At 42.9% G+C, this 15,154-nt stretch carries 16 protein-coding genes; all 16 read left to right on the top strand.

Annotated elements, in window-relative coordinates:
* Positions 1 to 183: 183 nt before the first annotated feature.
* The 16 genes from DW793_RS00675 (at position 184) to DW793_RS00600 (ending at position 15,139) form a co-directional block, all read left to right on the top strand.
* Positions 184 to 1,341 (top strand): glycoside hydrolase family 10 protein, encoded by a 1,158-nt coding sequence (locus DW793_RS00675; protein ID WP_252969593.1) that lies wholly within the window; start codon positions 184 to 186, stop codon positions 1,339 to 1,341.
* Positions 1,342 to 1,545: 204 nt separating this feature from the next.
* Positions 1,546 to 2,379, top strand: a complete 834-nt coding sequence (locus DW793_RS00670; protein ID WP_022287274.1) for a sulfide/dihydroorotate dehydrogenase-like FAD/NAD-binding protein — start codon at positions 1,546 to 1,548, stop codon at positions 2,377 to 2,379.
* Positions 2,379 to 3,764, top strand: coding sequence for an NADPH-dependent glutamate synthase (gltA, locus tag DW793_RS00665; protein WP_117892367.1), 1,386 nt, complete (start codon positions 2,379 to 2,381; stop codon positions 3,762 to 3,764). The genes DW793_RS00670 and gltA overlap by 1 nt, the downstream gene beginning before the upstream one ends.
* Positions 3,765 to 3,858: 94 nt before the next feature.
* On the top strand, positions 3,859 to 4,191 hold the full coding sequence (gene yajC / locus DW793_RS00660; RefSeq protein ID WP_022287272.1) for a preprotein translocase subunit YajC: 333 nt from the start codon (positions 3,859 to 3,861) through the stop codon (positions 4,189 to 4,191).
* A 106-nt stretch (positions 4,192 to 4,297) separates the two neighbouring features.
* The gene (locus DW793_RS00655; protein WP_038671615.1) at positions 4,298 to 4,702 is read left to right on the top strand and encodes a TIGR04086 family membrane protein; all 405 of its coding nucleotides are present in this window, start codon (positions 4,298 to 4,300) and stop codon (positions 4,700 to 4,702) included.
* Positions 4,703 to 4,800: 98 nt separating this feature from the next.
* Complete coding sequence (gene scfA, locus DW793_RS00650) at positions 4,801 to 4,944, top strand: six-cysteine ranthipeptide SCIFF (protein WP_013498654.1); 144 nt, start codon at positions 4,801 to 4,803, stop codon at positions 4,942 to 4,944.
* Positions 4,945 to 5,062: 118 nt separating this feature from the next.
* Positions 5,063 to 6,436, top strand: a complete 1,374-nt coding sequence (scfB, locus tag DW793_RS00645; protein WP_117897577.1) for a thioether cross-link-forming SCIFF peptide maturase — start codon at positions 5,063 to 5,065, stop codon at positions 6,434 to 6,436.
* Positions 6,437 to 6,833: 397 nt separating this feature from the next.
* Positions 6,834 to 7,904, top strand: coding sequence for a hypothetical protein (locus DW793_RS00640; protein ID WP_117876173.1), 1,071 nt, complete (start codon positions 6,834 to 6,836; stop codon positions 7,902 to 7,904).
* A gap of 165 nt (positions 7,905 to 8,069) precedes the next feature.
* Positions 8,070 to 8,816 carry an EAL domain-containing protein gene (locus DW793_RS00635; RefSeq protein WP_117876172.1) on the top strand — a complete coding sequence of 249 codons (747 nt, stop codon included), beginning with the start codon at positions 8,070 to 8,072 and terminating at the stop codon, positions 8,814 to 8,816.
* A gap of 18 nt (positions 8,817 to 8,834) precedes the next feature.
* Positions 8,835 to 9,569 (top strand): hypothetical protein, encoded by a 735-nt coding sequence (locus tag DW793_RS00630; protein ID WP_118123995.1) that lies wholly within the window; start codon positions 8,835 to 8,837, stop codon positions 9,567 to 9,569.
* A 44-nt stretch (positions 9,570 to 9,613) separates the two neighbouring features.
* Positions 9,614 to 10,273 (top strand): signal peptidase I, encoded by a 660-nt coding sequence (locus DW793_RS00625; protein ID WP_118156773.1) that lies wholly within the window; start codon positions 9,614 to 9,616, stop codon positions 10,271 to 10,273.
* 21 nt (positions 10,274 to 10,294) lie between these two features.
* Positions 10,295 to 11,863 carry a hypothetical protein gene (locus tag DW793_RS00620; protein WP_118156772.1) on the top strand — a complete coding sequence of 523 codons (1,569 nt, stop codon included), beginning with the start codon at positions 10,295 to 10,297 and terminating at the stop codon, positions 11,861 to 11,863.
* A gap of 36 nt (positions 11,864 to 11,899) precedes the next feature.
* Positions 11,900 to 12,994 (top strand): DUF2357 domain-containing protein, encoded by a 1,095-nt coding sequence (locus DW793_RS00615; RefSeq protein ID WP_118156771.1) that lies wholly within the window; start codon positions 11,900 to 11,902, stop codon positions 12,992 to 12,994.
* A gap of 170 nt (positions 12,995 to 13,164) precedes the next feature.
* On the top strand, positions 13,165 to 13,911 hold the full coding sequence (locus tag DW793_RS00610) for a hypothetical protein (protein ID WP_118156770.1): 747 nt from the start codon (positions 13,165 to 13,167) through the stop codon (positions 13,909 to 13,911).
* Between the two features lie 156 nt (positions 13,912 to 14,067).
* On the top strand, positions 14,068 to 14,715 hold the full coding sequence (locus tag DW793_RS00605) for a signal peptidase I (protein WP_147342135.1): 648 nt from the start codon (positions 14,068 to 14,070) through the stop codon (positions 14,713 to 14,715).
* Positions 14,687 to 15,139 (top strand): hypothetical protein, encoded by a 453-nt coding sequence (locus DW793_RS00600; RefSeq protein WP_118156768.1) that lies wholly within the window; start codon positions 14,687 to 14,689, stop codon positions 15,137 to 15,139. Before DW793_RS00605 ends, DW793_RS00600 begins: the two co-directional genes overlap by 29 nt.
* Positions 15,140 to 15,154: the final 15 nt, after the last annotated feature.

Genomic DNA, 15,154 nt, shown 5'->3' with positions numbered 1-15,154 from the left:
TGTCCGTTCTTTTTTTGCTTTTGAATACTGATTGAATATTTGTCCAATAAGAATAGTATAATTCAATGAAACTGATTCGGAGGACTGATATTCTTGAAAAAAATTCTTATTTTACTTATTTGTTTTTTGACCCTTTGCTCTTGCGGAGGTGAGGTAAATTCCCAGAGGGACAGGCTTGTGACTATGGAAAAAGCATCGGTGATACCTGTGTGCGGAGAGAAAAACTACACTGATGTGGAAACGTCACACAAGCTTAATTATACTGTGCAGAAGGCTATATGGATATCCTATATAGATCTTGCTGATATGCTCACCGGGAAAAGTGCCGAGGAGTTTCGTGAGAACTTTTCTCAGGCGTGCGAAAATGCTTTGAGCATAGGTTGTAATACGCTGTATGTTCACGTCAGACCTTTCGGGGACGCTATATATGATTCGGAACTTTATCCTGCATCAAGATATATAACAGGCATGGCAGGTGAGCAGAGTGACTTCGACCCGCTTGATATAATGATACAGACTGCACATGACAAGGGGCTTTCTTTTCACGCATGGATAAACCCTCTCAGGTGTGAGAATGAGGAATGTTTTCAGAATAATGACGATAGCTTCCTTCTGAAAAAGTGGTATGACGAGGACAACGGCTATCTTGAAAGCGTTGAGGGCGACAGCCATTTGTGGCTCGATCCTGCTTATGATGAGGTAAGACAGCTTATAGCAGAGGGTGCAGCGGAGCTTGCGGAGAATTATGATATTGACGGCTTGCATTTCGACGATTATTTTTATCCCACAACGGCTGAGGACTTTGACGCTCAGTGCTTTTCTGCCCAGACGGAGTTTGACGATCTGGCAAAATGGCGGCTGAACAATATCTCCCTTATGGTGGGTGAGATATACAGTGCGGTAAAAGCAGTGGATAAGGATATTCTGGTGGGAGTTTCACCTCAGGGAAATATGGAAAATAACTATGAGTATATGTACGCTGACGTGAAAAAGTGGTGTAGTGAGGAGGGGTATATAGACTATATCTGTCCGCAGATATACTTCGGTTATGAAAATTCTGTGAAGCCTTACGAGAAAACCCTGCAGCAGTGGGCTGATATATGCACAACTGATGTTACGCTGGTGGCAGGACTGGGGGCTTATAAGATAGACAGCGAAAGCGAGTTTTCGGAAAATATCGGCATTATCGGCAGGCAGATAAATGACGCTGTAGTTAGTTATAACTACGCAGGAGCGGCGGTATACGGCTATGCAAGCTTGTTTGGTGGCAGTGATAGAGGTGTTCAGGAGCAGGAGTGCATCGAAATTGCTTTTGATAAACTTGATACATCTGCAAAATGATATGTGATATATAAATTATGGTATGTTAAATGTAAACAAATTGTGATATATTATTATAAAATTTATGGAAGTAAACAAAAAACTATTGAAATTTCTTTTTAAATATAGTATAATGTTATATGCTGTAAGGCGATAATAGAAAATGTTTTTGTATTATTTGCCTAAAACAATATTATTTTGCTAATTATTCAGGGAGGGATTTTAGTGTACAAAATCGTAACAAGAAGACAGCTCAACGACGCTGTTGTTCTTATGGAGATCGACGCACCTTACATTGCCGCTAAGGCTGAGGCTGGTCAGTTCATCATCTACAGAGTTGATGAGAAGGGCGAGCGTGTTCCGCTCACTATCGCTGACTATGACAGAGAAAAGGGCACGATCACAATTATTTTCCAGGTAGTAGGTGCATCTACAACTGAGCTTGCAAGACTTAATGAGGGCGACTATATCCATGACGTTGTTGGTCCTCTCGGCGTTGCTACAGAGTATGACGAGGGTATCAAGAGAGTTGCAGTAGTAGGCGGAGGCGTTGGTTGTGCTATCGCTTATCCACAGGCTAAGAAACTCCATAACATGGGCGTTGAAGTTGATCTTATCGCAGGCTTCAGAAGCAAGGATATCGTTATCCTCGAGGACGAAATGGGCAAGGCATCTTCACATCTTCACATCTGTACAGACGACGGTTCATACGGCTATCACGGATTTGTTACAAACAAGCTTCAGGAGCTTATTGACGGTGGTGCTAAGTTTGACGAAGTTATCGCTATCGGCCCTGTTCCAATGATGAAGTTCGTTTGCAAGGTAACAAAGCCTTATGACATCAAGACTCTCGTTTCACTCAACCCTATCATGATCGACGGCACAGGAATGTGCGGCGGATGTCGTGTAACTGTTGACGGCAAGATCAAGTATGCTTGCGTTGACGGTCCTGACTTTGACGGTCAGAAGGTAGATTTCGACGAGCTTATGAGAAGAAACTCAACTTATAAGGAGCAGGAAAAGGCTCACTTGTGCAGACTTACTGGAGGTGTAAGATAATGGCTAATATGAGTTTGACAAAGACTCCTATCGCAGAGCAGGAGCCAAAGGTAAGAGCTAGAAACTTCAAGGAAGTTACTTTGGGTTACACCCCTGAGCAGGCTATAGAAGAAGCTCAGAGATGTCTTAACTGCAAGCACAAGCCTTGTATGACAGGATGTCCTGTAAGCGTTAGGATCCCTGAGTTTATCGCAAAGGTAGCAGAGGGCAAGTTTGAAGAAGCTTATGCTATTATTAAAACAACAAACGCTCTGCCGGCTGTTTGCGGACGTGTATGTCCACAGGAGCATCAGTGTGAGGGCAAGTGTGTAAGAGGTATCAAGGGTGAGCCTGTCGGTATAGGCAGACTTGAGAGATTCTGTGCAGACTATATGATGGACAAGGCAGTTGCAGTTGAAAAGGCTGAGCCAAACGGTCACAAGGTAGCTGTTGTCGGCGGTGGTCCTTCAAGCCTTACAGTTGCAGGCGACCTTGCTAAGCTTGGTTACGATGTAACTATCTACGAGGCATTCCATACAGCAGGCGGCGTTCTTATGTATGGTATCCCTGAGTTCAGACTTCCAAAGGCTATCGTTCAGCACGAGATAGACAATCTGACAAACATGGGCGTACATATCATGACAAACATGGTTATCGGCAGGGTTCTTTCTATCGACGAGCTTATGGGCATGGGCTATGAAGCTGTATTTGTAGGCTCAGGCGCAGGTCTTCCAAGATTTATGGGTATCGAGGGTGAAGGTCTTGTAGGTGTTTACTCTGCTAACGAGTACCTTACAAGAATCAACCTTATGAAGGCATACAAGGACGATTATGATACCCCTATCATGAAGTCAAAGAACGTAGCTGTTGTCGGCGGCGGTAACGTTGCTATGGACGCTGCTCGTTCTGCAATGAGACTTGGCGCTGAGCACGTTTATATCGTATACAGACGTTCAATGGACGAGCTTCCTGCAAGAAAGGAAGAGGTTCATCACGCTCAGGAAGAGGGCATCGAGTTCCTCGTTCTTAACAACCCTGTTAAGATAGTTGGCGACGAGAACGGTCATGTAAACGGCATGGAGTGCATCAAAATGGAGCTGGGCGAGCCTGACGCAAGCGGCAGAAGACGTCCTATCCCTATCGAGGGTTCAAACTTCATTCTTGACGTTGATACAGCTATCATGTCTATCGGTACATCACCTAACCCACTTATCAGAAGCACAACTCCCGGTCTTGAAACAAATGACCACGGCTGCCTTATCGTTGACGAGAACGAGTCAACAACTAAGGAAGGCGTTTACGCAGGCGGTGACGCTGTTACAGGCGCTGCTACTGTTATCCTCGCTATGGGCGCAGGCAAAAAGGCTGCCGCTGCTATCGACGAGTATATCAAGAACAAGAAATAATTTCTTGTAAATGAAAATTATTTGTTAAAAGGCTTGAAGTTTGTGCAAATATCTGATATACTAATATAGTATTATTAGATTTGGAGGTCTTTTGATGAATTTGTCAGCAATTATTTCAGTTTTGGCAGCTGAGCAGAGTTCACCTGCATCACTTGCCATGACTTTTATCCCACTGGTACTCATAATCGTGTTCTTCTATTTCTTTATTATCCGTCCGCAGAAAAAGCAGGATAAGAAAGACGCTGAGATGAGAGATAACCTTGAGATAGGTGACGAGGTCGTTACAAACGGCGGGATCGTTGGTATCGTGTTCTCTATCAAGGACGACACTGTTGTTATCGAAACAGGCGGCGACAGAAGCAAGATCCGTGTTAAAAAGTGGGCTATCGCTAAGAACGAAACAATTCATGACGGTGACGCAAAGTAAATATTGCTTTTGAGGGACGGGTAGTTTTATCCGTCCCTTTTTGTGTTCTTATTGTCCATGGCTTTGAATATAATTTCTTTAGGATATTCAGTGTGGGGGTGCGGATATGAAAAATAACAGGCTTTTTGGGGGCAGAAAGCTTTCTGTGCTGTCATCTACAGCGTTGTCTGCCTGCGTGGGGTGCGGTGCGATATTTGTTGCTGTGCTTGCTTTTGCGTATGTTATCACTAAGATAGATGCCACTGATCTTATGCTGTCGGTGATGTCAACAGCGGCACTTGGTATCGGGGCGTATGCAGGGGGATATGTCTGCGGAAAAAGGCAACGCAGAAACGGTCTGCTGTCAGGTGTGCTGTGCGGAGTGTTCATTTTTCTTATCATTGTTATACTCAGCGCACTGTTTTCAAAAGCTGCCGAAAGCTTTTCCGTGCCTGCAAAGCTTGTGCTTACCCTTGTGTGTGCAGGCGTAGGCGGAGTTGTAGGGGTAAATTCTAAAAGCAGCCGTTTTTGATAAGGATAAATATTTATACTGCATTAACTATTCGTTCATAAAACATAGTGGGATATGTGGTATAATTAGTGTAAATCAATTATTGGAGGTAAAATCCTATGAAACATATCAAGACGATCAATAAGGCTAATCTCAAGAAGACTGCTGCTAAGGGTGGCTGCGGCAAGTGTCAGGCATCATGTCAGTCAGCTTGCAAGACCTCCTGCACAGTTGCTAACCAGAAGTGCGAGAGAGAAGCTTAATATTCCGATCTTTCTGAGGCGTGCGAGCGTACACACGCCTTGCTAAAGGGACATTTTTATGTCCCTTTATTTTTGTATAAATTTGTATATGAATATAAAAGCGAAAGGTGATTTTTAAATGATACACAAGTTTAAGCTTGGCGGCTTTAATGCACTGCTTGACGTGAACAGTGGCGGAGTACATATTATAGACGATCTGACATATGATCTGTTAGACAATGTTGAGCCGCCTTTTACGGAGAAATGTCCTGAGGACGTTGTAAGAAAGCTGTCAAAGATGTATGACAGCAAGGATATCGAGGATTGCTATGAGGAGATAGTTTCTCTTTATAATGACAAGATATTGTTCAGCGAGGACGATTACGAGAAGTATGCCCTGTCTGCTGTGGCTTCACCTATCAAGGCAATGTGTCTGCATATTGCTCATGACTGTAACCTGAGATGTAAATATTGCTTTGCTTCAACAGGCGATTTCGGTCAGGGCAGAATGCTTATGGACTATGAAACAGGCAAGCGTGCTATAGATTTTCTTATAGAGCGTTCAGGTGACAGAAAATTTCTTGAGGTGGACTTCTTCGGCGGTGAGCCGTCACTGAATTTCGGTACGGTAGAAAAGCTTGTTGAGTATGCACGTTCACAGGAGGAGCCTCACAATAAAAAGTTCAGATTTACTGTTACCACAAACGGCGTACACCTCACTGACGAGATGATAGACTTCATCAACAAGGAAATGTACAACGTTGTTCTGTCTATCGACGGAAGAAAAGAAGTCAACGACAGAATGAGAGTGCGTGTTGACGGCTCAGGAAGCTATGACAGGATTATCCCTAACTTCAAGAAGCTTGTTGAGAAGCGTCCTAAGAACAAGGACTGGTATGTAAGAGGCACTTACACAAAGTATAATCTTGACTTCTCAAATGATGTAATGCACCTTTATGACCTTGGATTCGACCAGATATCCGTTGAGCCTGTTATGGCTGACCCTAGCGAGCCTTATGCTATCACTGAGGCTGACCTGCCGAGGATTTTCAAGGAGTATGAGATACTTTCCGAGAAGATACAGAAGATAAGGGACGAGGGCAAGTTCATAAACTTCTTCCATTTTATGATAGACCTCGATCAGGGTCCTTGTGCGATAAAGAGACTTAGGGGCTGTGGAAGCGGAAACGAGTATGTTTCTGTTACTCCTGACGGCGATATTTACCCATGTCATCAGTTCGTTGGTATCACCGAGTTCAAAATGGGCAATCTCTATGACGGCACATTTAACGAGGAAATGAAAGATATGTTTGCTCACGCACACGTTTACAACAAGCCAGAGTGCAAAAAGTGCTGGGCAAAGTTCTATTGCAGTGGCGGTTGCAATGCAAACAACTACATTTACGCAGGTGATATCCACAATGCGCATAAGCTGTCATGTCAGATACAGAAGAAGCGTCTTGAATGTGCTATCATGATGAAGGCTGTTAAAATGCTCGACAGCGCAGAATGAATATAAATATTTTGTAAATTTCACGCATGGTAACTTTTATGTACATATATAAACTTAATATGTACATAAACGTTTGAAGTTTAACAAAAAAAATTTATTGAATAATCGGTTTAAAAAGCACGGAATAACAAATGACGTTATTCCGTGCTTTCTGCTGTTATTACATAGTATGATCATGTCGAAAAATAGCAAAATGCGTCTGATATGTTAATAAGTATTAAAATAAATATAATGTATACTAAGCTGGTAGCTTATTGACAAAGTGGGTCGAATTTAGTATAAGATTGACATAAACAAAAGGTGCTTGGCGGTCATGTTACTGCAAATCGGCTATAACGAGCGCCCTCTGTATCGGACAGTATAAACCGACAAATTATTATGAAAAGGACGAAGAGATATGAAAACTAATGAAAAGAAGAATACTTCTGCTAAGAAGAAACTTATACCTGCAGTTGCAATGCTCACAACTTCCGCTGTAATGCTTTCTACTGCTACTTACGCTTGGTTTACAATGAGCAGAGATGCTGAAGTAACAGGTCTCGAAATGGCTGCTACCGCAGGCGGTGGAATTGAAATTTCACTTGGTGAAATCGGCAGTGGCACACTTGGTAGTATTAAAGAACCTAGCATGGATGATGTTTCTTGGAAAAGTACAGTTAAGCTTGGTGAATACTATGGAAATATTGGTAAGCTTCAGCCTGCTTCTTCAGTTAATGGTAATAACTTGTTCTATGCTGATGATAATGGTATTATCGCCGGTGGTAAAGTAGTTCAGAATGGTACAGATGTAAAGGCAACCGCAACAACTGACGAGGTTGGTTTGAGCGTTAAAGAAAGTTATGATGCTACTGGGACAAACACAACTCTTGTGACTGCTGCTACTCCAAAGAACGGTCGTTATCTTGATATTCCTATGTGGATTAGAACATCAAAAAAAGACAAAACAAAGGTTTCTTGCGAGGTTGATATAGTTGATGCTTCAAATGATGAGTCTGTAAAGGTTAATGATGGTACAGAGCTTAAAAAGGCAGTAAGAGTTTCTGTTATACCGATTGGAAAAGCAAATATCACAACAACAGCTAATACAAATACTTTAAAGATTACAAAGGCTGATGCTTATACTTCATCAACGACAAATCTTAATGTTTATGGCTTGACATTTGATAGCTATTCACAGAAAGACGGTGCCAATGAGGGTATAAGCAAAGCAAAAACAACTGAAACTACGTACAGTGAGTTGCTTGATTCGATTTCTGCTAATACTGTGTCTGTTGTTACAGGTGATGAAAACCACGATGATACTGCTGAAATATTTACACTTGATGCGGCTGGAGATGATAGCTATTCAGTACAGTCATTTGTTGTCAGAGTATGGCTTGAGGGTGAAAGCAAGTTCTGTAATGACGCTACTGCTGCACAGGATTGGAATATTTCTCTCAAGTTCACAGGTAAAGACGTAACAGAATAATCTTAATTAATAAAACAAAAAAGACGCCGAAGAAATTCGGCGTTTTTTGGTAAATGGGCACAAAAAATAATTTTCCATATTTGGGGAAATCTCCCGACTTTTCTTTACTTTTTGTCGAAAATATGCTATAATAAAACATTGGAACAGGAAAGGAAGTGACTTGCTTTGAACGGTATTTCAACAGTTGACGGCGTTCGTGCTGTGGAGCTTTTCTATAGACCTATAAAAAATACCGACAGCGGCAGGGTCACTTTTTTGCAGTCGCAAACAAGGCTCAATTCTCCTGTTATGGGAACGCTCATGCCTGCGGATTATCTCCCTGTGGCTCAGCTTTCCGACCGATGTGTTAGCATTTTCAAGCTTGCTTTCGTTCAGCTCTTGCAGGCTTTGGGCAAGTTTCACGAAAGGGAAGTGGACGTTGATTGGGCAAGCGTGTTCATGCCTGCAAGATTTTTAAGGCAGACGGAAGCTCCGAGAATTGCGGCAGATTATTGCGATAAGTTCGGCGTGAAGTATGAGCGTGTCTGCTTCGAGTTGTCGCCTGATGTGCTTGATGAAGCTGACAGCACAGCGGCAGATAACGTGGCTCTTATGAGAAGACAGGGCTTTCATTTTCTTCTCACGGGCTTCGGCACTGAGGGTTTTAAAATGCTGAAAACAGCCGAGTTCAAGGTAGATAATATCATGCTTGACGGCTCAGTGGCTCAGGTTCTTGGTAAGAGCGATAGGTATGATACCTGCGTGAACTCTCTGCTGAATTTCGTTTTTGACCTTAATGCTGAGGTCATAGCTGACGGCATTACTGATGATAAGCAGGTGAAACAGCTCAGCGGTATGCAGTGCCTTTACTATTCGGGAGAAAATGCAGGAAAATATATTGCGGAAAGATACGTTCGCAATAGAAATGAGTAATAAACGGGTGATACGGTTTTGGACGGTAAAAATACAGATAAAAATACAAGAGTAGTCGATACCCTTGCACTTCGCAGGACCGCCAAGGAAGCTAAACGCTATGTGGTATTGATGAGATTGCTTAAAATACTTGCCATTATACTTATCGCTATCGTGGCGGCGGCTTATGCGGTGTCTTATTTTTACGACAAGTATGGTAGCTTTACAGTTAAGATAAGTAAGTATGATATGATAGATCAGGGTCTTACTCTTTCGGAAACTCCTGACTATACCACGAGCAATTCAAGGCTCAATGCGGATATCCTCTATGATATGACAAATATCAGTGGCGAAGATCTCCCTGATAATATCGACAAGATAAACGGCAGCCATAATGGCGAGGGGTATATAGCTTATACTTTCTATCTCATAAATTCCGGTAAAGACACACTTAGCTATGACAGCGAAATGACTATCGAGAACGTCACGAACGGTGTTGATGAAGCTATCAGAGTGGAGCTTTTCGTGAATGGCGAGAAAACTGTTTATGGTAAAACAAAGTCTGACGGCAGCGGTAAGGAAAGCGACTGCGACAAGGAGTTCGCCTCCTCTACTGAGGTAATGAAGGACCGACGTGAAAAGCTTGGTCCTGGTGAGAAAGACAAGTATACAGTAGTTATATGGCTTGAGGGAAATGACCCTGATTGTGTTGACAAAATAATCGGTGGCACAATGAAGCTTGGTATGAATTTCAAGATCGTTGAAACAACTTAAAAAATTAGAAGGGAGGAAGCCTCGGGTTTCCGAGGTTTTGAATTATGAAAAAAGCTTTGAAGATCGTTTTTAATGTTATCGCATGGGTGGTGCTTATCTTTGCACTGCTTATAACAATTCTAGTGTTCTCGTCTGATAAGAATAATGGTACGGCAAGTCTGCTGGGATATGTCCCGCTCACAGTTGAATCTGACTCAATGAAGCCAACTTTCAAAAAAGGCGACCTTATTATCTCAAAGGAAATAGACGATATCAATTCTCTGAAAAAAGGCGACGTTATCACTTTCTGGACTCTTATAGAGGGCAAAAAAGAGAAGAATACCCACCGTATCGCAGAGGTACTCAATGATAACGGCTCTGTAGGCTTTATCACACGAGGCGACGCTAATAACGCAGATGATACATACACTGTTTATGCAGGTGATATAATCGGTCAGTGGAACGGTGCAAAAATAGGCGGTTTCGGCAAGGTAATGGATTTTCTCAGAACAAAAACGGGATTTTTCATTTGCATACTTTTGCCGATAGCACTGTTTTTCCTCTTTGAGCTTTATAAGCTTATCGCAACCATAATCGAGGTAAAGCGTCCTGCTATCACAGAGAGCGATGAGGAAGAAATAAAAAGACGTGCAGTTGAGGAATACCTTGCACAGCAGAAGGAAAAGGAAGAGGAAAATGCACAGCAGGAGAAAAATGACAAATAACTGCTGCTTGGGTGATACATTATGAATGGATTTCTGAAATGGTTTTTTGTTTTCATGTCGTCAATGCTTGCTGGCTTTGGACAGATCTTCAAGGGTCTGTGGAACGGCATAAAACAGATCTTCAATATAAAAAACTACATAAGGATATTCAAGACCTACTCGGCAGATTTTGGCGCGCTGGGCTGGATACTTTCTGTGCTTGCAATTATCGTTGTTGTGGCTATCTTTGTGCTTATTATTTTTATGATAGTGCTTGCTGTGAGAAAGTACATAAGATTCAGACACTCTATCGTCAGCAACGAGGATCTTATCGAAGAGATATCTGACCTGCAGCGTCAGGTGGTCAAAATGACCAAGGAAAAAGATGAGATCATGGCAATGAAGGTGGCTCAGCTTGGCGTATATGATAACACCGCTCTTGCAGAGGGTGAAACAAAGCTTGCAGAGGGCGAGCAGATGCCTGCACAGGGCGAAGTTCAAACCACTGTGGACGGCGTTGTTCAGACAGCAGATTGCCGTTTTTCAAAGCTTATCGAGGTGGACAATTTCTACAAGACATACGAGCCGCCTGCTTACAATAATGACATCACCCTTAGCGGTATCTGCGAAGCGTACAGAAACTTTGCCTGCTCAAGAATGCACCTTTATTATGACATAAAAACTATCCGACTTTTCATTGCAGGCATGGCTTCAACAAAGCTTATTATCCTGCAAGGTATCTCTGGTACAGGTAAAACATCATTGCCATATTCATTCGGTAAGTTCTTGCAGAAAGATACCACTATTGCTTCTGTTCAGCCGTCATGGCGTGACAGAACTGAGCTTTTTGGCTACTTCAACGAGTTCACGAAGAACTTTAATGAAACAGAAGTCCTCAAAAGAATTTATTCTTCTGAATACAATGACGATGTAAACTTCATACTTCTCGACGAGATGAACATTGCGAGAGTAGAGTATTACTTTGCAGAAATGCTCTCTATCCTCGAAATGCCTGACCCTGCCGAGTGGGAGCTTGATCTTGTTCCGAACGTGTGGAGTACCGACCCTGTTCGCCTTGATAAGGGCAAACTGCGTATTCCGCAGAACATTTGGTATATCGGTACTGCCAACAACGATGATTCCACGTTCACTATCTCAGATAAGGTATACGACCGTGCTCAGCCTATCAATCTTGACGCAAAGGGAGTTGCCTTTGACGCACCTGACACGCCGCCTATGAATTTAAGCTTTGAACATCTTGATACACTCTTCAAGGAAGCTTTTCAAATGTATCCTGTTTCACAGGACAGTCTGAAAAAGATCCAGCAGCTTGACCTGTGGGTAATTGAAAAGCTGAGAGTGGCTTTCGGTAACCGTATACTTAAACAGATGAACCTGTTCGTGCCTGTATATGTTGCCTGCGGCGGAGAGGAGCTTGACGGCATTGACTATGTGCTTGCCACAAAGATATTCAGAAAATTTGAGTCCTTGAACCTTGCAATGCTCAGGGACGAGTTGAAAGAGCTTTGCACCTATATGCTGAAGCTTTTTGGCAGAAACACTATGAAAGAATCTATAGCATATCTTGAAAGATTGCAAAAACTGTACTAAAATTTGTACTCATAAACTTTGAGAGGAGGGACGGGCATGAGCGAATACAACGAACAGCGTGCAGCTTTTGACAAAGCTGTAAAGACGTTTGACGGCAATAACAGCTTTGCGGCAGCCCGTACCTTGCTTCTTTCGGGCGAAAAAACTGTATCTTTTAATCGTAAGATAATCGAGAAGAATATAGATTCGTCCTGGCTCACAGAGATAGAAAAAGCTCTGCCGCATCTTGATACGGTAATAAGAAATCCAAGAAACACCATTAAAGAAGTGGAAGAGATCGTGCCTATCGCTATGTCAAGGAAGATAACGGTAGAGTCCATAAAACATCTGGGACAGCACACCGATCTTATTCAGGATATCGACAAAAAGACAGGAAAGATAACTCCGTCAAAGATACTCAACATTCATAAGGAAGAAACTCTCGATACATATGAAAATAGATTTGTAAATACCCTTATCGACAGGCTATACATTTTTATAAATATAAGATACAATAAGCTTGTCCAGACCGCAGAGGCGCAGGAGGCTTATTCTTTTAATTACGATACCGTGGCTGACAGCGGCGACGGCAGAAAGGTCAATATTAGTTTTAAGATAGAAACTGTTGACAGTCTTGCCGGCGGCAGCAAGGATACTGACGTTTGGGCAAGGCTTGAAAGGGTCAAAAAGGCTATCGAGGGCTATAAAGGCTCAGTGCTTTGTACCACTCTTGGCAACGCTTTTATCAGACCGCCTGTTATGAGAACAAACGCTATCACTAAAAATGTGGACCTTATGGCGTGTCTTACCCTTTGGCAGTTTATCGAAAGCTACGATAAGGCAGGCTACGAGGTCAACGTTTCTGATACTGCGCAAAGACCTGATGATTCTTATATCGAGGATATATATGGTCTGACCGCAATGAACTATATGCTTTTCCGCTCATATACCCATGGGGCAGACAAGTCGGAGGAGCTTAAAACCATAAAGAGCAAGACCCTCGCACCAAAGGTTGTCAGGCGTTTTGATAAGCAGACGTCTGATAAATATGATGTCATAGTTGGTGAGGGTGAAGAAAGTAGTGCAAGTAAGACAGATATGGGTATGACTGCCGAAGAGGCAGGAACCTTACGGCAGAGCTTGACCGTATAGTTGAGATAGAAAAGCAGTTTCTCAAAGACGAGGAAGACCGTAAGAGGGCTGAGGAGCTTGCGGCTGCAGAAGCTGAAAGAAAGCGTGCCGAGCAGGAGGAACTTGAGTGTCAGCGGCGTGAGGAAGAAGAGCGCATAAGGCTGGAGCATGAGGAAGCTGAACGCAGAAGATTGGAGCTTATCCAAAAACAGCAGGCGGAGCAGGCTGCAAGAGAAAAGGCGGAGCGTGAGGAACGTGAACGCCGTGAAAAAGAGGAAGAGATCAAGCATATCGCAAGACGCAAAAGGCAAATGGAAGAGCGCCAGCGCCGTGAAGAGGAGCAGCGTGTCCGTGAGGAAAGAGCTAGGATCCGAGAGGAGAAAAAGCTCGTCCGCAGCAGCCTTGGATCTGCTATGGATCAGCAGATCAGCACGAATGAAGAAGCCGTGTCTGCAAGCTTTGTGTCAGAGTATGAGTCCCCTGAGATCGCTGCAAAAAAGGCGAAAGAAGCACAACAGCAGCGTGAGCAGGAACGTCGTGAGCGTGAACGTGCTGAGCGTCTTAAAGCTGAACGTGAAAGCTTTGAAAATAAAAATATCAATGAGATATTTAAAGAATATTCCAAAAATCCATATTACATGGCAAAACGTGGCATAACATATGTTCTTGCTCACGCATTTGGGATCATACCTGTTGTGACAGATAATCCAGACTATATCAGAATGCTCAAAGACAAGAAGGAAAAAGAGCAGGCTGAGACAGAGAGAAAACGTGCAGAGCGTGAAATCGAGATTATCTATGAAAAATATGCTCCGTATCTGAAATATGATGTAAAGAGGCGTATAAAAAACAGGCAGTTTAAAAAGAGAAAACGTCTTGAGCGAAAGAACAGACCGCCAAGACCATATATTCCGCCACAGCGCACCGCTGAGGAGTAGAAGGCTATCGACACTGAAATGAAACGTCTCTATAAGGAGTATCATGTTTCAGCAGTTGGCAGAATGGCAAGGCATTTGAAAGAGAAATATAGCAAACAATAACACGGAGGGAGAGTCGGTATCATCGGCAAGGCGTTGAGGATAGTAAAAATAGCTTTGACAATACTTGGCTCTGCCGTGTTTGCGGCACTGCTGAGTGTGACGGTGTACATAATGGTCTGCGGCTGTATCGGCAAAACAGCAAGCATTTTTGGTTACAGCGTACTAAAGGTCATGAGCGGAAGTATGGAGCCGTCTATACATGAGGGTGACTATATTTACATCAAAAGAACGGATACTGACAGCTTAAAGGCAGGGGATATCATTTCGTTCTACTCTCAAGATGATAGTATTAAAGGCGAGATAAATACTCACAGGATATCTGAGGTTTTGAGCGACGGCACTTTTGTTACTAAAGGCGATGCTAACAAAATAGAGGACAGCGTGACGGTGCAAAAAGTCAGCATTATTGGAAAATACTACGGAAAACTCAGATTTTTCAAGTGGCTTGGGTCTTTTGCATCGGGAAAAAAGTTGCTTATGCTGTTGGTGATACTGCCGACGGTGTGCATGGCGGTGTATGAGGTAAAAACTATCGCTGAGATAAAAATATATTCCCGTGAGGAAGCTTTGAAAGCGGCTGAGGAAGAAAAGGAAAAGCTTATGCGTGAGGCTGTTGAAAAGGAAGTTCAGCGGCTGAAAATGCAGGGAAACGAGAAAAAGGAGGCGAACAGCTTTGAATCAGGAAAAGATAATGAAGGCTAAAATGATAACGGCTATGGTTATTTGTATTGCGGCACTTGCAGGGCTGTTCGTTTTTATCGGGCTTTATATGGACAAGTCCGAGGAAGTCAGAAAGACTTACATTGCTAAGTATATGGAAAATCTGTCTGCCGCCTCTGAGGAGATAGACACTTATCTTGAAAGCGGCAAGGATCTTCCAACGAGATATAACATGATACTTTCGGATATGGGTGCGGCAAGGTCGCTGGTGTTTCTTATCGACGATTATACGGAGGAGCAGAAGGCTATAAATGAGCTTCATTACTGCTTTGTGAAGTATCCCGAACAAATGCAGGGCAAGCTTGAGAACGTAAAAAAAGCACTTGACAATATCACCGAAAATCTTGACAAAGGCTATAGGGAAGTCAACGAGATAGTTGATTCGGTTGATAAAATGGGAAATTAATGCAAGGAGGACAAT

This window comes from Ruminococcus sp. AM31-15AC (genome assembly GCF_003462045.1).
GTDB classification, from domain to species: Bacteria; Bacillota; Clostridia; order Oscillospirales; family Ruminococcaceae; genus Hominimerdicola; species Hominimerdicola aceti.
The sequence above is the reverse complement of the archived record's forward strand: the minus strand, read 5'-3'. Positions and strand labels throughout refer to the sequence as shown.

Excerpts from the sequence above, each read along its gene's own strand:
- DW793_RS00675 (WP_252969593.1), top strand. The coding sequence starts at position 184 with ATGGAAAAAGCATCGGTGATACCTGTGTGCGGAGAGAAAAACTACACT.
- gltA (WP_117892367.1), top strand. The coding sequence starts at position 2,379 with ATGGCTAATATGAGTTTGACAAAGACTCCTATCGCAGAGCAGGAGCCA.
- yajC (WP_022287272.1), top strand. The coding sequence starts at position 3,859 with ATGAATTTGTCAGCAATTATTTCAGTTTTGGCAGCTGAGCAGAGTTCA.
- DW793_RS00655 (WP_038671615.1), top strand. The coding sequence starts at position 4,298 with ATGAAAAATAACAGGCTTTTTGGGGGCAGAAAGCTTTCTGTGCTGTCA.
- scfA (WP_013498654.1), top strand. The coding sequence starts at position 4,801 with ATGAAACATATCAAGACGATCAATAAGGCTAATCTCAAGAAGACTGCT.
- scfB (WP_117897577.1), top strand. The coding sequence starts at position 5,063 with ATGATACACAAGTTTAAGCTTGGCGGCTTTAATGCACTGCTTGACGTG.
- DW793_RS00640 (WP_117876173.1), top strand. The coding sequence starts at position 6,834 with ATGAAAACTAATGAAAAGAAGAATACTTCTGCTAAGAAGAAACTTATA.
- DW793_RS00625 (WP_118156773.1), top strand. The coding sequence starts at position 9,614 with ATGAAAAAAGCTTTGAAGATCGTTTTTAATGTTATCGCATGGGTGGTG.
- DW793_RS00620 (WP_118156772.1), top strand. The coding sequence starts at position 10,295 with ATGAATGGATTTCTGAAATGGTTTTTTGTTTTCATGTCGTCAATGCTT.
- DW793_RS00615 (WP_118156771.1), top strand. The coding sequence starts at position 11,900 with ATGAGCGAATACAACGAACAGCGTGCAGCTTTTGACAAAGCTGTAAAG.